This window comes from Geodermatophilus normandii, assembly GCF_003182485.1.
In the GTDB taxonomy this organism is placed as follows: Bacteria; Actinomycetota; Actinomycetes; order Mycobacteriales; family Geodermatophilaceae; genus Geodermatophilus; species Geodermatophilus normandii.
Map to the genome: position 1 here is coordinate 2891789 of NZ_QGTX01000001.1, position 26225 is coordinate 2918013.

The window sequence follows — 26225 nt, forward strand, 5'->3', positions numbered from 1 at the left end:
GTCCAGGACGGGTACCGGGCGCCGGGGTCCGAGCCCGGGGTGCCCGACGTGGTGACCACGTCGCGGACGCCGAGCGGACCGGCGAGCTCGTTGGTGCGGCGCAGGTCGTCGGCGTGCTCCGGCCTGATGCCGGGCAGCGGTTTGAGCGGGTTGCCGGCTCCAGGTCACCGCAGGTCGCCGTCGGCAGGTCCGGCGCGCCTCAGAACGCCGCGAGCGCCTCTGCCGTCAACGTCCCTGAGCCATCGACCGTGACGTGCCAGACCCTCACGTCCTTGCCCCCGAGGTGGTCCTTCTCGTGGAAGACGACCTTGTCGTCCAGTTTGCGACCGTGGCCCCGCACCAGGAGGTGCTGGTCCTTGAAGGCGACGGTGAACTCCGCGTCGTCGATGAACGCGTCCAGCGTCGTCAGCGAGCCGTCCGCGACGGACGTCACGCGGTAGGGAACGCCGGAGATGACGGTCTGCCTGATGTCACCGGTCATGGGATGCCCTCGTCTCGGGTCGACTGTCCGACCGTGGTCGGAGCGCCCAGCCTGTCGCTGATCACCTCCGCTGTCCATGGGCGCCGTGGACGGCGTGCCGTGCGCCGGCTCGTCGGAGTCGCACCCATCACCCGGTGGTGGACACCGGGTTCCTGAGTGCCCCGTCGCACGGACGGGGCCCGCAGGACCCCGGGAGGAGGCGGGGTGCCGGTACGCGTCGTGGCGCGTTCGACCACGGTGGAGGCGGCGTGGTCGTCCCGGTAGCCGGGCCTCCGGCTGCGGCCGGTGGTGCGGCTCCTCGCTGGTGTGTGCTGCCCGTCAGGACTCCAGGGCGAGTGCCTGCTCGAGCTCGGCCACGGCCTCGCCGGTGTAGACGGCGAGTTTCTGGAGGTGGGGGACGGTGTCGCGGCAGCCGGTGAACCCGATGTGCATCTGGCCTGCGTAGCTGAACAACGTGATGTTCAGGGCGAGACCGTGGCTCACGATCGAGGCCGGGTACATCGCCACCACGCGGGCCCCGGCGAAGTAGAGCGGCTCGGGCGGCCCGGGCACGTTGGAGACGACCACGTTGAAGAGGACCCGCGGCGTGCCGAGCCCGGTGATGGCGCCGAGCGTCTGGAGTCCGACGGGCGCCATGAGCGTCTGGCTGTAGGCCGTGATGGCCTCCGGGGTCATCCCCACGAACTGGTTCTTGGCCTCGGTCGTCGATGCGTGGACCGCCCGCAGCCGCTCTACCGGGTCGGCGACGTCGGTTGCCATCGAGGCCAGCAGGGCGCCGACGGCGTTGCCGCCGCCCGGGTCGTCCTCGGGACGGATGTTCACCGGGACGAACGCGACCAGAGGGGCATCCGGCAGCTCGCCCAGCTCGAGCAGGTATCTCCGGATGCCTCCGCCGCAGGCTGCCAGGGCGATGTCGTTGAGCTTGGTCCCGCTGGCCCCGGCCAGACGCTTGAGTCGCGCCAGCGGGTACTGCTGCGTGGCGAAGCGACGGTTGCGGGTGATCCGCTCGTTGAACGGGGTGTTGGGTGCCTGGAAGGTGCCGACCAGCGGGCCGCGGTTCCACGTGAGCCTGGTGAGCGCGCGGGTCAGCGGGCCGAGCGCACGGGCAGCCTGGCCGGCGGAGCGGAGCAGGCCCGCCGGGTCCGCCCACGAGGCGGCGAGGTCGTCCGAGGCGGCCGAGGTCTTGAGCGGGACGTCGTAGAACAGGCGCGACTGCGCGCTGTCCGGGTCGGTGGTGAAGGCGCGCTCATGGGCCTTCGTGAGCGTGTAGCCGTCCACGAGGGAGTGGTGCACCTTCACGAACAGCGCGAAGCCGCCGTCCTCGAGCCCCTCGATGACGTGCAGCTCCCACAGGGGTTTGGACAGGTCGAGGGGGCTGGCGTGCAGCCGGGCGACGAGGGTGCCGAGCTCGCGCTCGTCGCCGGGGGCGGGCACGGCGGTGCGGCGTACGTGGTAGTCGAGGTCGAACTTCTCGTCCTCGACCCACGCGTGCAGGGGGTTGTACTGGAACCAGGGCGTGGCGAGCCTGAGATTCCAGGGGCTGACGACCGACGGTGCGGCTCGGAGCCGCTCGTGGATCCCGCGCAGGTACTCGGGCGGCGCGTCCTCGGGCGGCTGCAAGCGGATCAGGGTGCCGACGTGTTGCGGTGCCTCCCGCGTCTCGGCATAGAGGAAACCCGCGTCCGCGGGGCTGAGAGGTCGTGGGCGTGCCATGGGGAGCTCCTTCCACCCGCCTGGACGGCAGGCGTGTGTACGGATCGTCGTCCCGCTCCCCGAGCGACGGCTACACCGGAGCGGGGACGGTGGGCGGCCACCCCTCCGTCCGGGATGGCCGGGGTGCATCCTCCGTGCATCGATCACGGCCGACGTGGGTGGAGCTGCACGGCGGCGGAGGAGGGGTCATGGACGACGCACACCGGCGGGTGAGCTGGGAGGTGACCGACGGGGTCGCCCACGTCCGACTGGACCGCCCGGAGAAGCTGAACGCGCTGGACTCGCCGATGTTCGAGGCGCTGGTCGCCGCGGGGTCGGAGCTGGTCGACCGCGAGGACGTCGGTGCTGTCGTCCTCAGCGGTGAGGGGCGGGCCTTCTGCGCCGGCCTCGACTTCGGCGAGTTCGCCGCCATGCGTGACCGGCAGGGACCGCGGGCCGACGCCATGAGGCCCGCGCTGGGTGCGGCGCGGGCCCGCGGGCAGCAGGCCGCGCACGTGTGGTCGCTCGTCCCGGCGCCGGTGCTGGCGGCGGTGCACGGGGTCGCGTTCGGCGGTGGCCTGCAGATCGCTCTGGGTGCCGACATCCGGATCGTCGTTCCGGACGCGCGGCTGTCGGTCATGGAGATCCGGTGGGGCATCGTCCCGGACATGACCGGCACGCAGGTCCTGCCCGAGTTGGTGGGGCGTGATGTGGCGAAGGAACTGGCGCTGACCGGCCGTGAGGTGACGGGCGAGGAGGCCGTGGCGTTGGGGCTGGCGACCCGCCAGGCTGCCGATCCCCTCACGGCGGCGCTCGCGCTCGCCCGCGAGATCGCGGGCCACAGCCGACGTGCGACGCGCCACGTCAAGCGGCTCATGGACCTCGCCGGGCGGGTGGACCTCGAGGAGGGCTTCCAGGCCGAGCAGGACGCCATGCGGGAGCTGGTCGGCTCCCCGGAGCAGGTCGCGGTGGTGGAGCGGAGACTCGCCGGTCGGTGACCGTCCCGGCGCCGGTCATCGGACGTGGATCGCGACGTCGCGTCCCGGCCGATCCCCGGGGCCGGGACACCGGTGGCCGTCGTGCGCGCCGGGGTCAGGCCTTCTCGTCGGCCGGACGCCTGGCGCGGGACGGCTGCACCCGCATCGGCTCGCCCGGCATCTTCGGGGAGCGAAACCCGAATGCGCTGTTCAGAGCGGCAGAACCGCAGGTCGCGCACAAGCGAAAGGGGTAAGTTATCAGGCGAGTCTCATGCCCGGAGCCGTCAAATGCCACTACCCGTGCCACCGTGACCACCGAGCACGGTAGTCGTGTCCGCTGCCGCGCTTAGGGACAACAGATCCCCAACGGGCATGCAGGAAGGGATACGCCGCTCCGTCCCCGCGTGGCCGGTCATGCACGGTTCCGGAGGACCGTCACCGCCTGGGGGTGACTGATCGCAGGAGTCGGTGGGATCAGCCCGCCTACTACGGCTCGTCCTGGTCTGGCCGGTTCGGGCGGTCGTTCGCGTCTCGACCGGCGGTGCGTCCTGCGCCGCCTCTACCGCCTGCACCCACGAGACGCATTAAGTGTGCCTGGCGAGCGTGCCCCCGCTCGCCAGGCCTTCCCGTTCGGCGACAGCTTGCCGTCGGGATCCGACCTGGCGCTCGAGGCGGTTCAACATTGCGCGCCTCGCCAGCGCTGTCCGCGCGCTGGGATCAGCAACCGGCATCCGCAAGGAGTCCGTGCCGGTCTCGTAGTCGCCCGTTGAAGCGTTGCCGCGCCCCTGGTCCTGCGACCCTACGGCGCCCCGAGGCCGTACGTGTAGGAGCCCGTCGACCAGTTCATCGTCGCGTTGTAGGTATATCCGCTCATCGTTCCGTCGCCGTTGTCCCTATGGGCGGCGAAGCACTCGAAGACGGTCGTCTGCTGCGTCAGGTCATCGGTCGACCCGCCACCGACAGGAGAGCACGTCACCTCGATGATCGGGCCATCGATGAGCCCGTCGGCCGCGTGATCCTCGGCCATCGCCTTGACGCTTGCCTCGATCTCCGGGATGGACGCGAGCCTCGAGGCGCGCTCCGCCTCATCCGCCCGCTCTTGGGCGGCTGCAGCCGCGGATGCAGCTGCGGCTTCTTGTCGGGCCTGCTCCTCGCTCGCTTCGGCGGCGGACTGTTCAGCCGCTGCCTGCGCTGCTGCTTCAGCCTGCCGCTCGTTGTCCGCGATCTTCCACGCGATTCCGCCACCGATCAGACCGAGGAGAAGCACCGCCGCACCGACGATCAGAAACCACTTCGTGCGCTGCGACTTCTTCCGCCCTGAGCCGTTTTGCTGGCTTCCGGGACTCAATAACATTGCGTCGGCGGGAGGAGGCAACGAGAGCCACTGCTCGCCATCCCAGTACCGCTGTTCTCCAGAAGGAGTGGGGTACCAGCCAGCACTCGGAGCCGCACCGCCCGTCGCGTGGCCGATGGCCGACGTGCCACTTGTCACTGCGGAGGAGTTCTGCTCCGGAGTGCCGCCGGGAGGTGCTGCGTTCATGCAGCGGACCCTTACATGTGCCTACGATGCGCGGTAGTCCGCCACGCCCGATGTGGGCACACGAGACGACCTCAAGTGCAGCACCCCCCCGCCGAGTGGATGGCTCCACCGCGTATCAACCGACGGCCTTATGGCCTGCGCACCACCCGTCGGAGCAGCACGGTCAGTCGGGTGTCCAGGATGGACGGCTCGGCGCTCTCAGCCAGCTCGGCCAGCCATGCAAAGGCGGCGTGCCGGGTGAGCTCGTCGAGCACCGGCTCGCGGCCGTGGTCGGCACGCCAGCGGCCGAGGCGCGGGACGGATTGGCTGTAGAGCTGGATCGTCCGCGGGGGCTTGGTGGCGGCTGCCTTGGCGCCTCAAGGAACCACTGGAGGAGCACGCGAGCAGCACTGGAGGACGAGGGTTGTTCGTCGAGTGCGCGGTGCGCTTTACTCGCGGTGAACGCCGAATCACTCGTTTGCGCTGGCAGGCCGCCTGGCGCGGCTGGGCTGGACGCGCATCGGCTCTCCCGGCATCTTCGGGGAGCAAAACCCGAGAGCGCTGTTCAGAGCGGCAACACCGCAGGTCGCAGATGAGCGAAAGTGGGTGGGTTATCGGGCGAGTTGCCGCGCCCGGAGGTCGCGCAGATGCCCATCCCGTGCCCTTCCAGTCCGCATCCTCGCCCCGCTGTCGAGTCGGCCATTCATCCGTCCGGTACGGGCGTGGAGACAGGGCACTGGCCACAGACTTCCCCGCGTCCGAGGAGAAGCGGTGCTTCCGCACACGTGGTACCGGCAGTGAGGTGCCGGTCAGCCGTAGACGTCGGCGCGGTGCGAGATGCGCACGACCCTGACGAGGACCTCGTCGTCGTGGATCGAGTAGATGACGCGGTACTGACCCCGTCGCGCGGACCAGTAGCCCTCGAGATCGAAGCGCAGCGGCTTCCCCACGCGGTACGGGTCCGTAGCCAGCGGCCCGAAGAGGAAGTCGACGACCGCGACAGCCACCGGCTCGGGGAGGTCTCGCTCGATGGCACGCTTGGCCGCGGCCGAGAGGACGACGGTGTGGCGACGAGGGCCGGTCACCGCCGGCGAGCCGCGAGTGCGGCCCGCACCTCGGCCTCGCCGTAGACCTCACCGGCGGCCATCGCTTCCTCCGCCTGCCTGATCTCCGATCGCGCTCGGGAATCGGAGAGGATCTCCAAGGTCTCCACCAGGGACTCGTAGTCCTCGACGGCGAGGATGACCGCGACCGGGCTGCCGTTCTTGGTGACGGTGACGCGTTCGTGTGTGCCGGCGACCTCGTCGATCACCTGGCTGAAGTGCGCCTTGACTGCCGCCAGCGACTGGGTCGTCATGACCTTAATTGTGGTCAGCTGGCCAGCTGTGGTCAAGACGCTCGGCAGGGGGTCGCCGGGAATGCGGTCGGGGGAGAACTTCGCAGCAGCCATAGGAGGATCCCTCCGCCCACCTCAGGCTGGATGCTGCGGCGGGGGCGATGAGACAGGTGAACGGCGGAGCGGTGACATGAGGTGGCCGGCACCCTGGGACGACGGAGCCTCGGCGGTCGTCGGGCCAGCCCGCCACGCGACGACGGCGTACCGGGCAGCCCGTCGTGCACCGGCTCGCGGCCGAGGGTCGGTCAGCCAGCGGGAGCAGCAGCGGACGCTCCAGCTGTCGAGCTCGATGGTCCACGGTGTACCGGAAGTGGTCCCAGGCGCCCGGAAAGGCGACCGGAGGAGTACGTCAGATCCACTGGAGGACGTGGGTTGTCCGTCGAGTGGTGGCTGCGCTTCCCTGGCGTCGAGCGCTGACTTATCCCTCCGCGCTGGTCGGACGCCTGGCCCTGCTCGGTTGGACCCGCATGGGCTCTCCCGGCATCTTCGGGTAGTCGGGCGGATAGGGCAGGTCGCCCAACCCGTCGTCCCTGGCCTGGCGCTCGGCGAGCTCCAGCAGCGGCTCGATGCCGAAGGCGTGCCCGGCCAGGCCGGCGTGCTTGTCACCGACCTTCCGGAACCGTGCCGGCATGGTCAGCACGTCGAAGTCGAACGGCGAGACGTCGGGCAGCTCGTCCCAGTCCAGCGGCGCGGAGACGGGGGCGTGCGGCTTGGGCCGGATGGAGTAGGCCGAGGCGATCGTGCGGTCCCGGGCCATCTGGTTGTAGTCGATGAAGATCTTCTCGCCGCGCTCCTCCTTCCACCAGGACATCGTCACGCGGTCGGGGATCCGCCGCTCGAGCTCGCGGCCGAAGGCGATCACCGCCCGGCGCACCTCGGGGAAGGTCCAGCGCGGCTGGATCGGTACGTACACGTGCACGCCGCGTCCGCCGGAGGTCTTCGGCCAGCCCTCCATGCCGAGCTCGTGCAGCAGCTCGCGCACGTGCGGGGCCACCCAGACGGCGTCGGAGAAGTCGGTGCCCGGCTGCGGGTCGAGGTCGATGCGGATCTGGTCGGGCTGCTCGACGTCGCCCTTCGACACCGGCCACGGGTGGAAGGTCAGCGTGCCCAGGTTGGCGCACCACGCGACGACGGCGACCGAGTCCGGCGCGATCTCGTCGGCGGTCCGGCCGCTGGGGAAGGTGATGTGCGCGGTGGGCACCCAGTCGGGGGCGTTCTTGGGCACCCGCTTCTGGTAGAAGGCGTCGCCGGTGTTGTCCATCCGGGTCGACAGCCGGGCGCCCTCGAAGACCCCGCCGGGCCAGCGCTCGAGCGTCGTCGGCCGGTCCCGCAGGGCGAACAGGATCCCCTCGCCGACGGCGACGAAGTACTCGACGACGTCGATCTTGCGGATCCCGCGCTCGGCGAAGTACGGCTTCTCCGGGTTGGAGACCCGCACCTCCTGCCCGTCGACGGTCAGGACGACGGCGTCCTTGCTGCTGGCCACCCGTCAGCTCCCCGGGTCAGGGGCGGCTCAGGCCGGGCACGTCAGCCCGTCCTGCGGCGCCGTGAGGTCGATGAGGTAGGCGTCGACCGCCGCGGTGACGCAGTCGGTCTTCGGGTAGGCGGTGTGCTCCTGGCCCTGCCAGACGAGCAGCGTGCCGGCGGTCAGGTCCTCGGCCATGTCCTCGGCGCCGGGCAGCGGCGTCACCGGGTCCCCCGTGGTGCCGACGACGAGGATCGGCGCGCTGCCGTCGGCGTCGCGCTCGGGCAGCGGCGTGCGCTCGGCGTCCCACACCCCGCAGGTGTAGAGGCTGGCGGCCGCGTAGGCGCCGAACAGCGGGTAGCGCTGGTTCCAGTCCTGCGCCAGCTGCAGCACCTCCTCCTCGGAGTACGTCACGTCCTCGGCGGTGTCGGCGCAGTTGATCGCGATGTTGGCGTCGAGCTGGTTGGTGTACGAGCCGTCCGCGAGCCGGCCCCGGTAGGCGTCGGCGAGGGCGAACAGGCCCGCGGCGTCGCCGGTGCTGGCGGCGGCCAGCGACTGCGACAGCTGCGGCCACGACCCGCTGTCGTAGAGGGCCGCCGCGACCGCGGTGAGGATGACCCCCGGCGTCGCGGTGCGGGTCTCGCCGGGCGTGCTGCTGGCGATCGGCGCGGCCGCGGCCGCCCCCATGAGGTCCTGCACGAACCGGCGCGGGTCCGCACCGATCGGGCACCCCGACACCAGGCTCGTGCAGTTCGCGGCGAAGGCGTCGAAGCCGGCCTCCAGGCCCGCCGCCTGTGCCTCCGCGTCGGCCTGCGGGTCGGCGTCGGGGTCGACCGCGGCGTCGAGCACCATCGCGCGCACGTTCTCCGGGAACAGCTCGGCGTAGGTGGAGCCCAGCGTGGTGCCGTAGGAGTAGCCGAGGAAGGTCAGCTGCTCGTCGCCCAGCGACTCGCGCAGCAGGTCCATGTCCCGCGCGGTGTCGACGGTGCTGAACGTGCCCAGCGCGTCCCCGTACTCCTCGGCGCAGGCGTCGGCGATCTCGTCGGTCAGCCCGAGGACCTCGTCCATCTGCTCCTGGGTGGTCGGCCGCGGCTCGGCGGCGAGGAGCCGGTCCTTGAGGTCGGCGGGGATGCACTCGACCGGCGTCGACAGACCGACGCCGCGCGGGTCGAAGCCCACCAGGTCGAAGCGGCGCAGGACGTCCTCGGGCAGCGAGAGCGCCAGGCTCAGCGCGGCGTCGGCTCCCGAGGCGCCCGGGCCGCCCGGGTTGACCAGCAGCGAGCCGATCCGGTCGGCCTGCCCGGCCAGCGTCGCGCGGATGAGGAACAGCGGCAGCGTGGCGCCGTCGGCCTCGTCGTGGTCGATCGGCACCTCGGTGCGGCCGCACTCGAAGGCGAGGTCGCGCTCACTGCCCGGTGTGCCGGCGATGAGCTCGGTGATCTCCGCGTCGCAGTCGGTCCAGGTGATCGGGGCGGCCTCCGGTTCGGCCGGCGTCGTCGTCGCGGACGACGGGGAGGAGTCCGCCGGCGACGACTCGTCGGTGAACGAGCTACAGCCGGTGACCGCCAGGAGCAGTCCGGTCGAGGCGGCGAGCAGGCCGCGGCGCGAACGCATGATCACCACCGTAGGAGGCGCGCGCCGGCCGCGCAGGCGCCGCTCATCCCGCCAGCACCTCGGCCAGGTCGTAGCGCACCGGGACCTCCAGCTGGTCGTAGGTGCAGCTCTGCGGCTCCCGGTCGGGCCGCCAGCGGAGGAACTGGCCGGTGTGCCGCAGCCGCCGGCCCTCCAGCTGGTCGTACTTGATCTCCACCACGAGCTCGGGCCGCAGCGGCACCCAGGAGAGGTCCTTCTTGGCGTTCCAGCGGCTCTGCGCGCCGGGCATCCGGTGCTCGCCGTCCTCCTGCACCTGCGCGTTCGCCCAGTCCTGCCACGGGTGCCCGTCGAGGGCGTCGGCGCGGTAGGGCGCCAGCTCCTCGACCAGCTCCGCACGCCGCGCCATCGGGAACGACGCCGCGACCCCGATGTGCTGCAGGCCGCCGTCGTCGTAGAGGCCGAGCAGCAGCGACCCGACGATCGGCCCGCTCTTGTGCCAGCGGAACCCGGCGACCACGCAGTCGGCGGTGCGCACGTGCTTGACCTTGGTCATCAGCCGCTGGTCGGGGCCGTAGGGCAGGTCGGGGGCCTTGGCGACGACGCCGTCGAGCCCGGCGCCCTCGAACTCCTCGAACCAGCGCTGCGCGGTCCGCGCGTCCCGCGTGACCGCGGTGACGTGCACCCGCTCGTGCTCTCCGCCGAGCACCTCGCGCAGCCGCGCCCGCCGCCGCTCGAACGGCGTCTCCAGCAGCGCCTCGTCGCCGACGGCCAGCAGGTCGAACGCGACGAAGTGCGCCGGCGTCTGCTCGGCGAGCAGGTTCACGCGGGACTCCGCCGGGTGGATGCGCTGCAGCAGCGACTCGAAGTGCAGCCGGTCGCCCTGCGGCACCACGATCTCGCCGTCGACGACGCAGCGCTCCGGCAGCGCCTCCTTGACCGCGGCCACCACCTCGGGGAAGTAGCGGGTCAGCGGGCGCTCGTTGCGGCTGCCCAGCTCCACCTCGTCGCCGTCGCGGAAGACGATGCAGCGGAAGCCGTCCCACTTGGGCTCGTAGAACAGGCCGTCGCCGGTGGGCAGCCTCGTGGTGGCCTTCGCCAGCATCGGCTTGACCGGTGGCAGCACGGGCAGGTCCATGCCGTCCAGTCAAGCAGCAGGCGCCGATCCGCAGCGGCCGAACGCGCCCCTGCCGCGACGCCCGCCCGGATCGGGTGACCGGACCCGTCCCCGGCGCGGCCCGCCGGGCGGGAACCCGTCCCACGGCGGCACCCGCACCGGCCCGGACCACCGTGGACGCGTGGTGATCACGAGGACCCGCCGCGCTCGGCGCTCAGCTCGGCCCGACGGCGTAGCGGGTGAAGAGGACGCCGTCCTCCTCGAGCACCTGGACCAGCCGCGGGCGGACGACGTCGCGCAGCGCCCGGTCCAGCAGCCGCGCCTGCCCGCCGACGAGGGCGGGGGAGACGGTGAGGTCGAGCTCGTCGACGACGCCCGCGTCCAGTGCCGCCGTCAGCAGCGACGGGCCGCCCTCGCACAGCACCTGCCCCAGCCCGCGCCCGGCGAGGACGTCCACCGCCAGCGGCAGGTCCACGTCGGCGTCCCCGCACACCAGGACCTCGACGCCGGCGTCGGCCAGCGCGGCGCGGCGACCGGGGTCGGCGGCGGCACAGGTCACCAGCAGCGTCGGCGCCTGCGCGAGCCGGTCGCCGGGCGCCATCGACGCCCGCCGCGACACCACCGCGACCGGCAGCTCGGGGCGCGCCCCAGCTCGGCGCGCCGCCGCCCCACCGCGGAGTCCGCGGTCACCGGCCGGTAGCCCTCGCCGGCCGCCGTCCCGTGCCCGACCAGGACGACGTCGGCCAGCGCGCGCAGCGTCGTGAACACCCGCCGGTCGCCGGGCGAGCCGAGCCCCGCGCTGACGCCGTCCACCGTGACCGCGCCGTCGAGCGAGGCGACGAAGTCGACGCGGAAGGAGCGCCCGGGCGGCAGCCGGTAGGCCTCCGCCAGGTCGTCGTCGGTCAGGTCACCGTCGGTCAGGTCACCGTCGGTCAGGTCGCCGACCGGCGACGGGTGCAGCCGGCGCATCAGGTGGTGACGACGGCCGCGCTCTCGGCCGGCACGGTCACCGAGGTCCCGGACAGCGACGGCTCGTCCTCGGCGGTCGCGAACAGCACCCCGGTGGCGGGCCGGTCCAGCTCGACCTCCTGCTCCTCCCCGGACAGGTTGGCCACCACCCGCAGCGAGCCACGGTGCACCACGAGCACGCGGTCCTCGTCGTCCCAGCCGACCTCGACCGCGGACAGGTCGGGGTCGACCAGGTCCGGCTGCTCCCGGCGCAGGGCCATCAGCCGCCGGTGGACGGCGAGCAGCCCCGCGTGCGGCTCCCGCTCCACCTCCGACCAGTCCAGCTTCGACCGGCGGAAGGTCTCCGGGTCCTGCGGGTCGGGCACCTCGTCGGCGTCCCAGCCGTGCTCGGCGAACTCCGCCTTGCGCCCCACCGCCGTCGCGCGGCCGATCTCGGGGTCGGTGTGGCTGGTGAAGAACTGCCACGGCGTCGAGGCACCCCACTCCTCGCCCATGAACAGCATCGGCGTGAACGGGCTGGTCAGCACGAGGGTCGCGCCGACGCTGAGCAGGCCGGGGGAGAGGGTCGCCGAGACGCGGTCGCCGACGGCGCGGTTGCCGATCTGGTCGTGGTCCTGCAGGTAGCCGAGGAACTTCCACCCCGGCAGCCGCCCGGTGTCGACCGGCCGCCCGTGGTGCCGCCGCCGGAAGCTCGACCACGACCCGTCGTGGAAGTAGGCCCCGGTGAGGGTCTTGGCCACCCCCGAGAGCCCGGCCTCGGCGAAGTCGGCGTAGTAGCCGGAGGCCTCGCCGGTGAGCGTCGCGAAGACCGCGTGGTGGAAGTCGTCGCTCCACTGCGCGTGGATGCCCGTGCCGTTGGCCTCGCGGGGGGTCACCAGGTGCGGGTCGTTGAGGTCGCTCTCGGCGACGAGCGTCAGCGGCCGGCCCTCGGCGACCGACAGCCGGTCGACCTCCTGGGCCATCTCCTCCAGCACGTGGGTCGCCCGCTCGTCGACCAGCGCGTGCACGGCGTCGAGCCGCAGCCCGTCGACGTGCATGTCGCGCAGCCACATGAGCGCGTTGTCGAGGATGTACCGGCGGACCTCGTCGGAGTCCGGGCCGGACAGGTTGATCGAGGAGCCCCACGGGTTCGGCCCGCCCTCGCTGAAGACGGGCATGAAGAGCGGGAGGTAGTTCCCCGACGGGCCGAGGTGGTTGTAGACGACGTCCTGGATCACCCCGAGGCCGCGCTGGTGACAGGCGTCGACGAAGCGCTGGTAGGCGGCGGGCCCGCCGTAGCTCTCCTGCACCGTGTACCAGAGGACGCCGTCGTAGCCCCAGTTGTGCGTGCCGTCGAAGCCGTTGACCGGCAGCAGCTCGACGAACGCGACGCCGAGGTCGGCGAGGTGGCCGAGCCGGTCGATCGCGGCGTCGAGGGTGCCCTCGGGCGTGAACGTGCCGACGTGCATCTCGTAGACGACGCCGCCGGCCAGCGGGCGCCCGGTCCAGGCGCCGTCGCCCCACGAGTACGCGGCCGGGTCGAACCGGCGGGAGAGACCGTGCACGCCGTCGGGCTGCCGCCGCGAGCGCGGGTCCGGGCGCGGGGTGTCGTCGTCGCCGAGCAGGTAGCCGTAGTCGGCCTCGGGGGAGGCCTCGACCTCGGCGCGCCACCAGCCGTCGTCGTCGCGGCGCATGTCGTGCACCGCGCCGTCGACCTGCAGGCGCACGCGCTCGGGCACGGGCGCCCAGACGGCGAACTCGACGGGTGCGGACATGCGGGGGCCTCCAGGGGTGTGCGGGGTGACCGCACCGTCTTGCCCCCAGCAGGCCCGGTCAACCGTGACGGCGGACCGGAGCCGGTAGACCCCGGTGGTGGCCGGGGAGGCGTGCTCCCCGGCCACCGTGGAGTCACGGCAGGTGCAGGACCTGCCCGACGAAGATCCGGTTGGGGTTGCGGACCTCGTCGCGGTTGGCCGCCCACAGGGCGCGCCAGCCGCCCTCGACGCCCTCGGCCCGGGCGATCTTGCGGAGGGTCTCCCCGCGCCGGACCGTGTGGGTGTCGCCGGACGCCTCGGCAGCCGCCGGGGCGGCGGCCGGAGCCGGGGCCGGGGCGGGAGCCGGGCCGGGCCGGAGCCGGGGCGGGAGCCGGGCGGGAGCCGGGGCGGGAGCCGGGGCGCCGGCCTCGGGTGCGGACGGGTCCAGCGCCTTGCCGCAGGTCGGCCAGGCCCCGGGGCCCTGCATGTCCAGCAGCACCTCGGCCGCCGCGATCTGCTGGGCCTTGGTGGCCAGGTCCGGCCGCGCCGCGTACTGGGTGCCGCCGGCCGCGGCCCACGAGGACAGGGAGAACTGCAGGCCGCCGTAGTAGCCGTTGCCGGTGTTGATCGACCAGTTGCCGCTGGACTCGCACTGGGCGACGGCGTCCCAGTCGTTGGGGGCGGCGGCCGAGGCCGGGGCGGCGAGCACCCCGACGGAGAGGGCGGCCGCGCCGGCGGTGAGGACCGTCCGGCGGACCAGGCGGGACGCGCGCTGCTGGCGGCCGGCCGCGGGCATGGGAGAGGAGGACGTGCGCATGACGGATCTCCGATCCGCCGCCTACGAGGTGAGCTGTCGGGTTCGGAGCGATCGGTGCCCCGGCCGCACGCGTGCGGCTTCACCCCGAGACGTCTGCACCCGGCCCCCGTGTCGCGGCGGCAGACGCCGAAGTGGTTCCCCCATCCCCGTCCTGGCTGTGCTGGGAGGTACGGAGCCCGGTGGACGGGGTTCGGCGGGCCGGCTCCGGCGTCCGCCGGCTTGTCGCGCGGACGCCGGGACAACGTAACGGCCGGGTCACGAGACGTCTCCTCCAGCCCCGGGAGTCGACTCCCGCCCCACCGCCCGCGGCGGACGGTCCCGGGAGGAACGCCTGGTCACACCGCCGCGGAGGAGTGCCCCCCGCGGCGGTGTGACCTCCGTCTCACTCGCGGACGAGCAGCGCCACGGGCAGCCGGGACAGCAGGTCGCCGACGGGCAGGCCCCCGACGTCGGAGACCACCCGCGTGCCGGTGAGCAGGTCCCGCCAGGCGCCGGTGGGCAGCGCGAGCGCCGTGTCGCCCCACCCGGTCGCGGCCAGCGCGACCGGCAGGCGGGTCGCGACCGTCACCGCGCCGCCCCGGTCGAACGCGACGACCGAGCCGGCGGCGGACCCGGTGGCCTCGACCGGCGCGTACCCGGTGAACAGCTCCGGGGAGTCCCGGCGCAGCCGCAGCGCCCGCGAGACGACGAGCAGCTTCGCCGCGCCCGTCTCGTCGACGTCCGGCACCCAGCCCCCGTCGAGGCGGGCCAGCAGCGCCCGGCGCTCGTCGTAGTCGACGGGGCGGCGGTTGTCGGGGTCGACCAGCGAGCGGTCCTCGAGCTCGGTGCCCTGGTAGACGTCGGGGACGCCGGGCATCGTCAGCTGCACCAGCTTCTGCGCCAGCGCGTTGGACCGGCCGGCGGGGCCGATCCGCGCGACGAACTGCTCGATCTCGGCGTTCGTCGTCGCGTCGTCGAAGGCGGCGTCGACCATCGCGTGCAGCTCGGTCTCGAACGCCTCGTCGACGTCGGTCCACGTCGTCGACAGGCCGGCCTCGCGGGCGGCCTTCTCGGCGTAGGCGTGCGCCCGCTCGCGCGACAGCGGCCAGGCGCCCACCAGGTTCTGCCACACCAGGTGCGCCAGCGGCCGGTCGGCCAGCGGGTGGCGGGACAGCCAGCCGCGGACCAGTCCGGCCCACTCGGTCGGCACCTCGGCGAGCACGGCCAGGCGCGCCCGGGTGTCCTCGCTGCGCTTGGTGTCGTGCGTGGTGAGCGTCGTCATCGACGCCGGCTTGCGCTCCAGCCGCCGGGTCTGCGCCTCGTGGAACTCCTCGACCGTGGAGCCGAAGCGCGCCGGGTCGCCGCCGACCTCGTTGAGGACCACGAACCGCGCCCACCGGTAGTACGCGCTGTCCTCGACGCCCTTGGCCATCACCGGGCCGCTGGTCTGCTCGAAGCGGGTGGCCGCCTCGGTGCCGGCCTGCGCCAGCACCGGGTGCAGCGCGTCGACGGCGGCGACCAGGTCGGGCCGGCGGTCGCGGACCTCGGACACCGCGGTGTCGAGGTGCTCGCGGCCGTCGGGCAGGTAGCTGCGGTAGACGTCGAAGGTGGCCAGCAGCTCGGCCAGCGCCTCGGTCTGCCGCTCCCGGTCGACGCCGGGCAGGTCGCCGATCACCCGTACCAGCCGGGCGACCTCCGAGCCGAGGATCCCGTCGGTGACCTCGCGCTTGCAGTCGTGGACCAGCTGCGCGTAGTCGACCGGCCGCCCCGACAGCTCGGTGTCCAGCGCGGTGAGCGCCGCCTCGCCGGCCGGGTCGACCAGCACGTCGTCGACCTCGGCCAGCGCGTCGTAGCCGGTGGTGCCGGCGCACCGCCAGCTGCCGGGCAGGTCCTCGCCGGGCTCGAGGATCTTCTCGACGACCGTCCACCGGCCGCCGGAGGCCTCGGCCAGCCGGTCGAGGTAGCCCTTCGGGTCGGCGAGGCCGTCGGGGTGGTCGATCCGCAGCCCGTCGACGGCGCCCTGCTCCACCAGCCGCAGCACCAGCTCGTGGGTGGCGTCGAAGACCGCGGGGTCCTCCACCCGGAGCCCGGCGAGGGTGTTGATCGCGAAGAACCTCCGGTAGTTGAGGTCGGCGTCGGCGCGTCGCCAGTCGACCAGCTCGTAGTGCTGCCGGTCGTGCACCTCCTGCGGCGTCCCCTGCCCGGTGCCGGGGGCGAGGGGGAAGCGGTTGTCGTAGTACCGCAGCTCGCCGTCCACGACCTCGAGCTTCTCGACGTCGTCGGCCGACCCGAGCACCGGGATGCGGATCCGGCCGCCGCCGAAGTCCCAGTCGACGTCGAACGCCGAGGCGTGCGCGCTCTCGCGGCCGTGCTGCAGCACGTCCCACCACCAGGGCGCCTCGGTCGGGTCGGCCACGCCCATGTGGTTGGGGACCAGGTCGAGGACCAGGCCCAGGCCGTGCTGGTGCAGCGCGGCGACGAACCGGTCGAGGCCCTCCTGCCCGCCGCGCGACTCGTCGACGTGCGCGTGGTCGACGGTGTCGTAGCCGTGCGTGCTGCCCGCCGCCGAGCGCAGCAGGGGAGAGGAGTAGGCGTGGCTGACGCCGAGGTCGGCCAGGTAGCCGGCCACGGCGGCGGCGTCGTCGAGGGGGAAGTCGGCGGTCACCTGCAGCCGGTAGGTGGCCGACGGCGTCGCCCGCCGCCGCTCCCGGCTGTCGCGCGGCCCGCTCACGGGCCCGCTCACGGGGCCGCCTGCAGCACGACGGTGGCGCGGGCGGCGACCGAGAGCGTGTCGCCGGCCTTCAGCTGCACCGGCTCGACCTCGCCCATCTCCGCGGTGTCGACGACGACCGTCCAGCCCTCGGCGTACTCGCCGGTGGGCAGGGTGAAGTCGATGGGCTCGTGGTGGGCGTTGAAGGCCAGGTAGAAGCAGTCGTCGAGGACGTCCTCGCCGCGCTCGTCGGTCTCCCGGATGCCGTGGCCGTTGAGGTACACCGCCAGCGACTTGGCGAACCCGGCGTCCCAGTCCTCGTCGGCCATGACCTCGCCGGCGGGGGTGAACCAGGCGATGTCCTGGACCGGGTCGCCCTCCTCGCGGCGGACCGGCCGGCCGTGGAAGAACCGGCGACGGCGGAACGTCGGGTGCTCGGTGCGCAGCCGGGTGACCAGCTTCGTGAACTCCAGCAGGCCCTCGTCGACGGACTCCCAGTCGATCCAGGTCAGCTCGGAGTCCTGGCAGTAGCCGTTGTTGTTGCCGCCCTGGGAGCGGCCGAGCTCGTCACCGTGCAGCAGCATGGGCACGCCCTGGCTGAGCATGAGGGTGGTGATGAAGTTGCGCCGCTGCCGGGCGCGCAGCTCGAGGACCTCGGGGTCGTCGGTCTCGCCCTCGACGCCGCAGTTCCAGCTGCGGTTGTGGCTCTCGCCGTCGTTGTTGCCCTCGCCGTTGGCCTCGTTGTGCTTCTCGTTGTAGGAGACGAGGTCGTTGAGGGTGAACCCGTCGTGCGCGGTGACGAAGTTGATGCTCGCCACCGGGCGGCGCCCGGAGTGCTTGTAGAGGTCGGCCGAGCCGGTGATGCGGCTGGCGAACTCGCCGATGGTGGCGTCCTCGCCGCGCCAGAAGTCGCGGACGGTGTCGCGGTACTTGCCGTTCCACTCGGTCCACAGCGCGGGGAAGTTGCCCACCTGGTAGCCGCCGTCGCCGATGTCCCACGGCTCGGCGATCAGCTTGACCTGGCTGACGATCGGGTCCTGGTGCACCAGGTCGAAGAACGCCGACAGCCGGTCCACCTCGTGGAACTGGCGGGCCAGCGTCGAGGCCAGGTCGAAGCGGAAGCCGTCGACGTGCATCTCGGTGACCCAGTACCGCAGCGAGTCCATGATCAGCTGCAGGGCCTGCGGGGTGCGGACGTTGAGCGAGTTCCCGGTGCCCGTGGTGTCCATGTAGTACTGCTCGTCGCCCTCGACCAGCCGGTAGTACGTCCGGTTGTCGATGCCCTTGAACGACAGCGTCGGGCCCATGTGGTTGCCCTCGGCCGTGTGGTTGTAGACGACGTCGAGGATGACCTCGATGCCCGCCTCGTGCAGGGCCCGGACCATGCCCTTGAACTCCTGCACCTGCTGGCCGTCGGTCTGCTGCGCGTACTCGTTGTGCGGCGCGAAGAAGCCGATCGTGTTGTAGCCCCAGTAGTTGCGCAGGCCCTTCTGCAGCAGCGTGTCGTCCTGCACGAACTGGTGCACCGGCATGAGCTCGATCGCCGTGATCCCCAGCGACTGCAGGTGCTCGATCACGGCCGGGTGCGCGATGCCGGCGTAGGTCCCGCGCAGCTCCTCGGGGATCCGCGGGTGGGTCATCGTCAGGCCCTTGACGTGGGCCTCGTAGATGACCGTCTTGTTGTAGGGCGTCCGCGGCGGGCGGTCCACGCCCCAGTCGAAGTACGGGTTGACGACGACGGACTTCGGCATGTGCGGCGCGGAGTCGTCGTCGTTGCGCTCACCGCTGCCGAACCGGTAGCCGAAACAGGCCTCGTCCCAGTCGATCGAGCCGTCGACCGCCTTGGCGTAGGGGTCGAGCAGCAGCTTGTTGGGGTTGCAGCGCTGCCCGTTCTCCGGGTCGTAGGGGCCGTGCACGCGGAACCCGTAGCGCTGGCCGGGCTGGATGCCGGGCAGGAAGGCGTGCCACACGTACCCGTCCATCTCCGGCAGCCGGATGCGCTCCTCGTTGCCCTCGGCGTCGAACAGGCAGAGCTCCACCTTCTCGGCGACCTCGCTGAAGAGGGCGAAGTTGGTCCCGGTGCCGTCGTAGGTGGCTCCGAGCGGATAGGCGGAGCCGGGCCACACCTGGGTCATGGACGTCTTTCCTCCTGCGTGGGCGCCCTGCGGGGGTCCAGGGCGCGGTGGCCCCCCGCCACGGCCGTCGGAGGGGGGTCGGGGCACACGGTGCCCGCCGGTCCCTTGCCCGATCCCGGCGGCTCCACACCTGACGCGGCGCACATCACGGAGCGGGCGCCGGAGGCCCCCGGAGACGACGACGCCCTCCGCGGCGGGGCCGTGGAGGGCGTCGTGCGCAGGTCCGGTGCGTCCGGCGGGGCGCCGGTCGCACCTGGTACCGAGCCGCGGGGCGCCGGGGTCCGACCTCGTCCGGGCATCCCGGGTGGCACTGGTCCCCGGCGCGGCACCGCGCCTGCGAGAGGGCACGCTAGCGGGTCCCCGGCGCGCGCACGAGCACGACGCCGTGGCGACCGCAAGCCACCCGTCCCGCGTGCCCCTGGGTGCCCGCCCGTCACACGCGGCGTTCTGTCACCGGACGGTCGTACCGTCGTCCCGTGCGCGCGACCACCGACATCCGGCCCACCCAGGGGCGCTTCCGCGTCGTCAGCGAGTTCGAGCCCTCGGGTGACCAGCCCACGGCGATCAAGGCCCTCGCCGAGCGCGTGAACGCGGGGGAGACGGACTCGGTGCTCCTCGGCGCCACCGGCACCGGGAAGTCGGCCACCACCGCCTGGCTCATCGAGCAGGTGCAGCGGCCCACGCTGGTCATGGCGCCGAACAAGACGCTGGCCGCCCAGCTGGCCAACGAGTTCCGCGAGCTGCTGCCGGACAACGCCGTCGAGTACTTCGTCTCGTACTACGACTACTACCAGCCCGAGGCCTACGTCCCGCAGACCGACACCTACATCGAGAAGGACTCGTCGGTGAACGACGAGGTGGAGCGGCTGCGGCACTCGGCCACCCAGGCACTGCTCACCCGGCGCGACGTCGTCGTGGTCGCCACCGTCTCCTGCATCTACGGCCTGGGCACGCCGCAGGAGTACGTCGACCGCGCGCTGAAGATCTCGGTGGGGGAGGAGCGCGACCGGGACTCGCTGCTGCGCACCCTCGTCGAGGAGCAGTACACCCGCAACGACCTCTCCTTCACCCGCGGCACGTTCCGGGTGCGCGGGGACACGATCGAGGTCTTCCCGGTCTACGAGGAGCTCGCCGTCCGGATCGAGATGTTCGGCGACGAGGTGGAACGGCTGTACTACCTGCACCCGCTGACCGGCGAGGTCGTCCGCGAGGTCGAGGAGCTGTTCGTCTTCCCGGCCACCCACTACGTCGCCGGCCCGGAGCGGATGGAGCGGGCGATCGGCTCCATCGAGGCCGAGCTCGAGCAGCGGCTGGCCGAGCTCGAGCGGCAGGGCAAGCTGCTGGAGGCCCAGCGGCTGCGCATGCGCACCACCTACGACATCGAGATGATGCGCCAGGTCGGCTTCTGCTCCGGCATCGAGAACTACTCGCGGCACATCGACGGCCGTGCTCCCGGCTCCGCCGGCGCCTGTCTCATCGACTACTTCCCGGACGACTTCCTGCTCGTCATCGACGAGTCGCACGTGACCGTCCCGCAGATCGGCGGCATGTACGAGGGCGACATGAGCCGCAAGCGGACGCTGGTCGAGCACGGCTTCCGGCTGCCCTCGGCGATGGACAACCGACCGCTGAAGTGGGAGGAGTTCACCGACCGTATCGGCCAGACCGTCTACCTGTCGGCCACGCCGGGCCCCTACGAGCTGGGCCGGGTGCAGGGCGACGTCGTCGAGCAGGTCATCCGCCCCACCGGCCTGGTCGACCCGGAGGTCGTGGTCAAGCCGACCAAGGGCCAGATCGACGACCTGGTGCACGAGATCCGCGTCCGCATCGAGAAGGACGAGCGGATCCTGGTCACCACGCTGACCAAGAAGATGGCCGAGGACCTCACCGACTACCTGCTCGAGCTGGGCATCAAGGTCCGCTACCTGCACTCCGAGGTCGACACCCTGCGCCGGGTGGAGCTGCTGCGCGAGCTGCGGCAGGGCGAGTACGACGTGCTGGTGGGCATCAACCTGCTGCGCGAGGGCCTCGACCTGCCCGAGGTGTCGCTGGTGGCGATCCTCGACGCCGACAAGGAGGGCTTCCTCCGCTCCGGCACGTCACTGATCCAGACGATCGGGCGCGCGGCGCGCAACGTGTCGGGCGAGGTGCACATGTACGCCGACACGGTCACGCCGTCGATGGCGCACGCGATCGAGGAGACCAACCGGCGCCGCGAGAAGCAGGTCGCCTACAACCGGGAGCGCGGCATCGACCCGCAGCCGCTGCGCAAGAAGATCGTCGACATCCTCGACGGCATCTACCGCGAGGCGGAGGACTCCGAGAGCGCCGAGCTGATCGGGGGCTCCGGCCGGCAGCAGTCCCGCGGCAAGGCACCGGTGCCCGGGCTGTCGTCGAAGAAGGCCGCGGGCGCCAAGGGCAAGGCCGGCGCCATCGACGTGCAGGGCCTGCCGCGCGCCGAGCTGGCCGACCTCATCACCCAGATGAACGACCAGATGCTGGCCGCGGCGCGGGAGCTGCAGTTCGAGGTGGCCGCCCGCCTGCGCGACGAGCTCGCCGAGCTCAAGAAGGAGCTGCGGCAGCTCGACGCCGCGCACGCCTAGCAGAACCGGCCTACGAGACCAGCCGCTCACCGCCCTCGCGGGCCGGTCGGGCGGGGCCGGCTCCGCCGTCCGGCGGGTTGGCCTCGGCCCACAGTGCGTCGAGGGAGAGGCCGAGGACGTCGGCGATCGCGGCGATGGTCGGGAAGGCGGGGGTGGCCACGCGCCCGGACTCGATCTTCCGGAGCGTCTCCGGCGAGACCCCTGCCTCCAGCGCGGTGTGCAGCATCGACCTGTCCCCGCGGGCACGCCGCAGGAGGGCGCCGAGGCGCTGTCCGCGTTCGACCTCGGCGCGGGTGAGCGGCAGCCTGACCACGACCCGATAGTAATACCGGGATATCCTTACCGGGATAGGAATCGGGCACGGAGAGGATGCCGGATGATCGAGGTCTTCGACCCGACGGAGCTGCCCCGGGCCCGGCAGGCCGGTGCCCTGGTCGCCGGCATCCTGCAGACGCTGCGGAGCCGCTGCGAGGTGGGGACCAACCTGCTCGAGATCGACCGGTGGGCCCAGGCCATGATCACCGAGGCGGGTGCGCAGTCCTGCTACGTGGACTACGCGCCGTCCTTCGGCCGCGGGCCGTTCGGTCACTTCATCTGCACGTCGGTCAACGACGCCGTGCTCCACGGGCTGCCCCACGACCGCGCCCTCGCCGACGGCGACCTGCTGACGCTCGACCTCGCCGTCTCCCTGGACGGCATCGTCGCGGACTCCGCCGTCAGCTTCGTCGTGGGCGCGGCGTCCCCGGAGAGCCTCGCGCTGATCCGGGCGACCGAGCGCGCGCTGAGCGCGGGGATCGCCGCGGCCCGCCCCGGCGCCCGCCTCGGGGACGTCTCCTCCGCCATCGGCACGGTCCTCGGCGAGGCGGGGTACCGGGTCAACACCGAGTTCGGCGGTCACGGCGTCGGCTCGACCATGCACCAGGACCCGCACGTCCCGAACGCCGGGCGGCCCGGTCGCGGGTACCGGCTGCGCCCCGGCCTCCTGCTCGCCCTGGAGCCGTGGGTCATGGCCGACACCGACGAACTCGTCACGGACGCCGACGGCTGGACGCTGCGCAGCGCGACGGGCTGCCGGACCGCCCACAGCGAGCACACGATCGCCATCACCGACGACGGGGCCGAGGTCCTCACCCTGCCGGCACCGGCGCCCGCCGTGTGACACACGTCGCGGGTTCGTTACGTTCGGGGCCTCCCCGCCCCCGGACGAAGGAGTCCTGCGCGTGTCCCTCCTGCGATCCCCCGGACTGCGCCGCGGTCTCGTCGCCGCCACCCTCGCCGCCACCCTCGCCGCGCTCTCGCTGAGCACCGCGGCGCCCGCGCTCGCCGGGCCCGGCGGGAACGGCCGGTCCGCGCCGCTCGCCTCGGCGATCACCGCGGTCGCGGCCACCAGCGCGCCGATCACCGTCGGCGGCGAGGCGTGGACCCGGACGACCGGCACCGTCTCCGGCGTGGTCGACCCGCGCGAGCAGGTCGCCGGGCTGGCGGGCCTCGCACGCGACGCCCGCGGCCTGGTGCCGTGGACGAGCGAGTTCGAGCTCATCGCGCCCGCCGACCCCCGCGGCAGCGACGTCGTCCTCGTCGAGGCGGAGAACCGCGGCCGCCCCGCGGTCCTCCCGTCGCTGATGGGCTTCCCGGTCACCGGCGACACCACCCCCGACGGCGCCGTCTACCCCGCCGGCCTCGGCAACGGCTGGCTCGCCGGCCAGGACCTGTCCTACGCGCGGGTGCAGTGGGAGACCGCCATCTCCGCCGGTGTGCCCGCCTCGGCCCAGGGCGTCGGCGAGGTGATCGTGCGCGACTTCGGCCGGCTCCTGCGGGGCGCCGCACCGCGGCCGTCCGGCCCGGCGCTACCGGTCTACCGCGCCGCGGTGCTGGCCGGCATCAGCCAGAGCGCCTGGTTCGTCGACACCCTCGTCGCCGAGGGCTTCAACGTCGACGACCGCACCGGCCGGGGGGTCTTCGACGCCGCGATCGCCGTCTCCGGCGCCGGCAACTGGCTGGCGATCAACCAGCTCGCCGGCGGCGCGGCACAGCGGCCCTACGTGCTCGAGGACGGCGTCCCGCTCACCCACGACCAGATCCTCACCCGGCGGAAGAGCGACCCGCTGTTCGTCGACGTCGCCACCTACACCGACTACCACCGGCTGCGCGCCAGCGTCACCGCCGAGGCTGAGCGCCCCCGCGGCGTCGTCCGCTACGACTGGCCGGCCCCGCACGCCGGCGTCGCCGCCTACCCCGACACCGTCGTCTTCGGGGCGCTGCAGTGCAACGGCGGGGTCCCCGTCCCGCGCAACCCGATCTCCTACACCCCGTACCTGCGCACGATCGTCGCCGACGTCGTCGCGGTCGTGCGCCACCCGGGCCAGGGCGACCGGCGGCTCCTCCCGCCGTCGGCGACGTTCGCGCTGCAGCCGGCGCCGGCGGGGGACCGGGCGTCGTTCAACGACCTGCCCGGTGTCGCCCTGCAGGTCCCGCGGACCGACCCGGTCACCGCGCAGCCGCTGGGCGGGGTGCGCTTCCCCGACGCCGTCGTCCCGCTCGGCCGGCCGGTCCCGGTGGCACTGTCGCCGGTCGGCACGACGTCGATCACCGACGTCTGCGGCAACTGGGGCGGGTGGCAGCCGTTCTCCGCGGCGGAGCTCGCCCAGCGCTACGGCTCGGTCGACGGGTACCTCGCGCAGTACGCCGCCGCGGTCGACGCCCAGGTCCGCGACGGCCACCTCGACGAGAGCGAGCGGGCCGGGATGCTGGCCGCCGCCCGGACCGCCTACCTGGCCGCGCGCTAGCCGCCGCGCAGGTCCCGCACGCGAGCGAGGGGCGCCCGGGAACCCGGGCGCCCCTCGTGCGTTCCCCTCTGTGACTCCGCCGGGACCGGTCAGCCGTGCCCGCGGAACCGTGGAGGGGAGTATCCCGCTCGCGGTGGCGTCGTCAACACGGGTGGAGACACCCCGGCGCCATCGGCCGGTCGCTGAAGGCGCCGGTGGGAGAGACCTCCGGTGCTGACAGCTGCCAGTCGACCGGAGGTACTCGCATGGACGTCCCCTTCTGGGTGTGGGCGATCACCGTCGCCGCCATCATGGCCATGATCGTCTTCGACTTCGTCGGTCACGTGCGCACACCGCACGCGCCGTCGCTGCGCGAGGCGGCGACCTGGTCGGCGGTCTACGTCGCCGTCGCCGTCCTCTTCGGCATCGGCGTCTGGCTCTTCGCCGGCGGTCAGTACGGCGGGGAGTACTTCGCCGGCTACATCACCGAGAAGAGCCTGTCGGTCGACAACCTCTTCGTCTTCGTGCTGATCATGGCCAGCTTCGCGGTGCCCCGGGAGCTGCAGCAGAAGGTGCTGCTGTTCGGCATCGCCTTCGCGCTCGTCCTGCGCACCGTCTTCATCCTCCTCGGCGCCGCGGCGATCGAGAACTTCAGCTGGGTCTTCTACCTGTTCGGCGCGTTCCTCATCTACACCGCGATCGCGCAGGCCCGCGCCGGCGGCGGGGAGGACGAGGAGTTCACCGAGAACGCCTTCCTCCGGCTGACCCGCCGGATCATCCCGACGACCGACGAGTACCACGGCGACCGGATGACCACGAAGCTCGCCGGCAAGCGCTACATCACCCCGCTGGCCATCGCGCTGGTCGCCATCGGCAGCGCCGACATCCTCTTCGCCGTCGACTCGATCCCGGCCATCTTCGGGCTGACCGAGGAGACGTTCCTCGTCTTCGCCGCCAACGCGTTCTCCCTGCTGGGCCTGCGACAGCTCTTCTTCCTCATCGACGGCCTGCTCGACCGGCTGGTCTACCTGCACTACGGCCTGGCGGTGATCCTCGGCTTCATCGGGATCAAGCTGCTCATCCACGCGCTGCACGAGAACGAGCTGCCCTTCGTCAACGGCGGCGAGCACGTCACGTTCGTGCCGGAGATCCCGACCTGGCTGTCGCTGTCGGTCATCGTCGTCACCCTGTTCGTCACCACGGTGGCGAGCCTGGCCCGCAGCCGGCGCGACGCCCGCGAGGCCGCCGCAGCGGGGGACGCCGGTGCGCCGGTCGCCGGGCCGGCCGCCCACCAGCCGCTCACCGCGTCCCAGCCGGAGCACGGGGCCCCCGCCGCGACGCGCGCCGAGCGGCCCGACAGCGGCTCCCGGTGACGCGGAGGTGACCAGCGGGCGGACGCCCGGCCACTCGTGCCGGTGAGCCTGTTGCTCCCGGTGATCGTGCGGCACGATCCTCGACACGTCCGCTCCGCTGGGTGCCCGACCGGCACCCCGCGCAGCGGTGCCGGGGGAACCGCGCCGGGCGCCCGCGCCCGCGCCGTCCCCCTGGCGGCGCCGGCCCGTCCGGTGTCCAGCGCAGCGGCGACCGCCGCTGCGCCCCCGACAGTGACATGGGAGTCCAACTGATGGGTGTCAGCCTCTCCAAGGGCGGGAACGTCTCGCTGACCAAGGAGGCGCCGGGCCTAACCGCGGTGAACGTCGGCCTCGGCTGGGACGTCAACACGTTCGCCGGTGGTGACTTCGACCTCGACGCCTCGGCGATCATGCTCGACGCCGGTGGCAAGGTCACCCCCGACGACTCGGGCTTCATCTTCTTCAACAACCTGCGCAGCCCCGACGGCTCCGTCGTCCACGTCGGTGACAACCTCACCGGCCAGGGCGAGGGCGACGACGAGGTCATCCAGGTCAACCTGGCCGGCGTCCCCCCGACGGTCGACAAGATCGTGTTCCCGGTGTCGATCTACGACGCCGACAACCGCAAGCAGAACTTCGGCGCGGTGCGCAACGCGTTCATCCGCATCGTCAACCAGGCGAACGGCCAGGAGGTCGCCCGCTACGACCTCACCGAGGACGCCTCGGTCGAGACCGCCATGGTCTTCGGGGAGCTCTACCGCAACGGCGCGGACTGGAAGTTCCGCGCCGTGGGCCAGGGCTACGCCTCCGGCCTGCGCGGCATCGCCCAGGACTTCGGCGTCAACGTCGGCTGATCCCCGCCGGACCCGGACGCGCACCCGCGTCCGGGCCCGGCGCCCCCCGGCGGACGGGACGTCCCGTCCGC

21 protein-coding genes and 1 riboswitch are annotated in these 26225 nt (G+C 72.7%); of the genes, 6 read left to right on the plus strand and 15 right to left on the minus strand.

Going from position 1 to position 26225, the window contains the following annotated elements:
• Window positions 1-199: 199 nt before the first annotated feature.
• Entirely contained in the window at window positions 200-481 is a 282-nt protein-coding gene (locus tag JD79_RS14130; RefSeq protein ID WP_110006033.1) for a hypothetical protein, read from the minus strand.
• Between the two features lie 318 nt (window positions 482-799).
• Window positions 800-2323 carry a WS/DGAT/MGAT family O-acyltransferase gene (locus tag JD79_RS14135; protein WP_342767677.1) on the minus strand — a complete coding sequence of 508 codons (1524 nt, stop codon included), beginning with the start codon at window positions 2321-2323 and terminating at the stop codon, window positions 800-802.
• Window positions 2324-2382: 59 nt separating this feature from the next.
• Between JD79_RS14135 and JD79_RS14140 the strand changes: the two genes are divergently transcribed.
• A complete protein-coding gene (locus tag JD79_RS14140) occupies window positions 2383-3171 on the plus strand; it encodes a crotonase/enoyl-CoA hydratase family protein (RefSeq protein ID WP_110006035.1) in 789 nt (262 codons plus the stop codon).
• A 778-nt stretch (window positions 3172-3949) separates the two neighbouring features.
• On the opposite strand, the gene JD79_RS14145 is transcribed toward JD79_RS14140, so the two are convergent.
• The 12 genes from JD79_RS14145 to glgX all read right to left on the minus strand — a co-directional run bounded on the left by JD79_RS14145 (window position 3950) and on the right by glgX (window position 18580).
• Complete coding sequence (locus JD79_RS14145; protein ID WP_110006036.1) at window positions 3950-4690, minus strand: DUF2510 domain-containing protein; 741 nt, start codon at window positions 4688-4690, stop codon at window positions 3950-3952.
• 788 nt (window positions 4691-5478) lie between these two features.
• The gene (locus JD79_RS14150; RefSeq protein ID WP_110006037.1) at window positions 5479-5754 is read right to left on the minus strand and encodes a type II toxin-antitoxin system RelE family toxin; all 276 of its coding nucleotides are present in this window, start codon (window positions 5752-5754) and stop codon (window positions 5479-5481) included.
• Window positions 5751-6026 (minus strand): type II toxin-antitoxin system Phd/YefM family antitoxin, encoded by a 276-nt coding sequence (locus JD79_RS14155; RefSeq protein ID WP_110007721.1) that lies wholly within the window; start codon window positions 6024-6026, stop codon window positions 5751-5753. Before JD79_RS14155 ends, JD79_RS14150 begins: the two co-directional genes overlap by 4 nt.
• 457 nt (window positions 6027-6483) lie before the next feature.
• Window positions 6484-7551 carry a DNA polymerase domain-containing protein gene (locus JD79_RS14160; RefSeq protein WP_110006038.1) on the minus strand — a complete coding sequence of 356 codons (1068 nt, stop codon included), beginning with the start codon at window positions 7549-7551 and terminating at the stop codon, window positions 6484-6486.
• Window positions 7552-7578: 27 nt separating this feature from the next.
• Complete coding sequence (locus JD79_RS14165; protein ID WP_110007722.1) at window positions 7579-9144, minus strand: alpha/beta hydrolase; 1566 nt, start codon at window positions 9142-9144, stop codon at window positions 7579-7581.
• A gap of 43 nt (window positions 9145-9187) precedes the next feature.
• Window positions 9188-10258, minus strand: coding sequence for an ATP-dependent DNA ligase (locus JD79_RS14170; RefSeq protein WP_110006039.1), 1071 nt, complete (start codon window positions 10256-10258; stop codon window positions 9188-9190).
• A 193-nt stretch (window positions 10259-10451) separates the two neighbouring features.
• Window positions 10452-10838, minus strand: a complete 387-nt coding sequence (locus tag JD79_RS23815) for a RibD family protein (protein ID WP_245900098.1) — start codon at window positions 10836-10838, stop codon at window positions 10452-10454.
• Complete coding sequence (locus tag JD79_RS23820; RefSeq protein ID WP_245900099.1) at window positions 10793-11206, minus strand: dihydrofolate reductase family protein; 414 nt, start codon at window positions 11204-11206, stop codon at window positions 10793-10795. Before JD79_RS23820 ends, JD79_RS23815 begins: the two co-directional genes overlap by 46 nt.
• Window positions 11206-12960, minus strand: coding sequence for a malto-oligosyltrehalose trehalohydrolase (treZ, locus tag JD79_RS14180; protein WP_110006040.1), 1755 nt, complete (start codon window positions 12958-12960; stop codon window positions 11206-11208). Before treZ ends, JD79_RS23820 begins: the two co-directional genes overlap by 1 nt.
• A 133-nt stretch (window positions 12961-13093) precedes the next feature.
• On the minus strand, window positions 13094-13735 hold the full coding sequence (locus tag JD79_RS24280) for a LysM peptidoglycan-binding domain-containing protein (protein WP_281270314.1): 642 nt from the start codon (window positions 13733-13735) through the stop codon (window positions 13094-13096).
• A gap of 24 nt (window positions 13736-13759) precedes the next feature.
• A riboswitch (cyclic di-AMP (ydaO/yuaA leader) is annotated at window positions 13760-13888 on the minus strand.
• A gap of 250 nt (window positions 13889-14138) precedes the next feature.
• On the minus strand, window positions 14139-16478 hold the full coding sequence (treY, locus tag JD79_RS14190) for a malto-oligosyltrehalose synthase (protein WP_245900100.1): 2340 nt from the start codon (window positions 16476-16478) through the stop codon (window positions 14139-14141).
• Window positions 16475-18580, minus strand: coding sequence for a glycogen debranching protein GlgX (glgX, locus tag JD79_RS14195; protein WP_110006043.1), 2106 nt, complete (start codon window positions 18578-18580; stop codon window positions 16475-16477). The genes treY and glgX overlap by 4 nt, the downstream gene beginning before the upstream one ends.
• 476 nt (window positions 18581-19056) lie before the next feature.
• Between glgX and uvrB the strand changes: the two genes are divergently transcribed.
• Entirely contained in the window at window positions 19057-21183 is a 2127-nt protein-coding gene (uvrB, locus tag JD79_RS14200; RefSeq protein ID WP_110006044.1) for an excinuclease ABC subunit UvrB, read from the plus strand.
• A 10-nt stretch (window positions 21184-21193) separates the two neighbouring features.
• On the opposite strand, the gene JD79_RS14205 is transcribed toward uvrB, so the two are convergent.
• Window positions 21194-21496, minus strand: a complete 303-nt coding sequence (locus tag JD79_RS14205; RefSeq protein WP_110006045.1) for a helix-turn-helix domain-containing protein — start codon at window positions 21494-21496, stop codon at window positions 21194-21196.
• Between the two features lie 63 nt (window positions 21497-21559).
• On the opposite strand from JD79_RS14205, the gene map reads away from it, so the two are divergent.
• From map to JD79_RS14225, 4 genes are all read left to right on the plus strand, one after another.
• Window positions 21560-22342, plus strand: a complete 783-nt coding sequence (gene map / locus JD79_RS14210; protein ID WP_110006046.1) for a type I methionyl aminopeptidase — start codon at window positions 21560-21562, stop codon at window positions 22340-22342.
• 61 nt (window positions 22343-22403) lie between these two features.
• Entirely contained in the window at window positions 22404-23969 is a 1566-nt protein-coding gene (locus JD79_RS14215) for an alpha/beta hydrolase domain-containing protein (protein ID WP_110006047.1), read from the plus strand.
• A 245-nt stretch (window positions 23970-24214) separates the two neighbouring features.
• Window positions 24215-25321, plus strand: a complete 1107-nt coding sequence (locus JD79_RS14220; protein ID WP_110006048.1) for a TerC family protein — start codon at window positions 24215-24217, stop codon at window positions 25319-25321.
• A 251-nt stretch (window positions 25322-25572) separates the two neighbouring features.
• Window positions 25573-26154 carry a TerD family protein gene (locus JD79_RS14225; protein ID WP_110006049.1) on the plus strand — a complete coding sequence of 194 codons (582 nt, stop codon included), beginning with the start codon at window positions 25573-25575 and terminating at the stop codon, window positions 26152-26154.
• Window positions 26155-26225 lie beyond the last annotated feature (71 nt).

Bases quoted from the DNA above. Each gene is read 5' to 3' on its own strand.
- JD79_RS14130 (WP_110006033.1), bottom strand. From the start codon at position 481: ATGACCGGTGACATCAGGCAGACCGTCATCTCCGGCGTTCCCTACCGC.
- map (WP_110006046.1), top strand. From the start codon at position 21,560: ATGATCGAGGTCTTCGACCCGACGGAGCTGCCCCGGGCCCGGCAGGCC.
- JD79_RS14140 (WP_110006035.1), top strand. From the start codon at position 2,383: ATGGACGACGCACACCGGCGGGTGAGCTGGGAGGTGACCGACGGGGTC.
- JD79_RS14170 (WP_110006039.1), bottom strand. From the start codon at position 10,258: ATGGACCTGCCCGTGCTGCCACCGGTCAAGCCGATGCTGGCGAAGGCC.
- treZ (WP_110006040.1), bottom strand. From the start codon at position 12,960: ATGTCCGCACCCGTCGAGTTCGCCGTCTGGGCGCCCGTGCCCGAGCGC.
- JD79_RS23820 (WP_245900099.1), bottom strand. From the start codon at position 11,206: ATGCGCCGGCTGCACCCGTCGCCGGTCGGCGACCTGACCGACGGTGAC.
- JD79_RS23815 (WP_245900098.1), bottom strand. From the start codon at position 10,838: ATGGCGCCCGGCGACCGGCTCGCGCAGGCGCCGACGCTGCTGGTGACC.
- JD79_RS14220 (WP_110006048.1), top strand. From the start codon at position 24,215: ATGGACGTCCCCTTCTGGGTGTGGGCGATCACCGTCGCCGCCATCATG.
- JD79_RS14135 (WP_342767677.1), bottom strand. From the start codon at position 2,323: ATGCACCCCGGCCATCCCGGACGGAGGGGTGGCCGCCCACCGTCCCCG.
- glgX (WP_110006043.1), bottom strand. From the start codon at position 18,580: ATGACCCAGGTGTGGCCCGGCTCCGCCTATCCGCTCGGAGCCACCTAC.
- JD79_RS14165 (WP_110007722.1), bottom strand. From the start codon at position 9,144: ATGCGTTCGCGCCGCGGCCTGCTCGCCGCCTCGACCGGACTGCTCCTG.
- JD79_RS24280 (WP_281270314.1), bottom strand. From the start codon at position 13,735: ATGCCCGCGGCCGGCCGCCAGCAGCGCGCGTCCCGCCTGGTCCGCCGG.
- JD79_RS14145 (WP_110006036.1), bottom strand. From the start codon at position 4,690: ATGAACGCAGCACCTCCCGGCGGCACTCCGGAGCAGAACTCCTCCGCA.
- JD79_RS14225 (WP_110006049.1), top strand. From the start codon at position 25,573: ATGGGTGTCAGCCTCTCCAAGGGCGGGAACGTCTCGCTGACCAAGGAG.
- JD79_RS14155 (WP_110007721.1), bottom strand. From the start codon at position 6,026: ATGACGACCCAGTCGCTGGCGGCAGTCAAGGCGCACTTCAGCCAGGTG.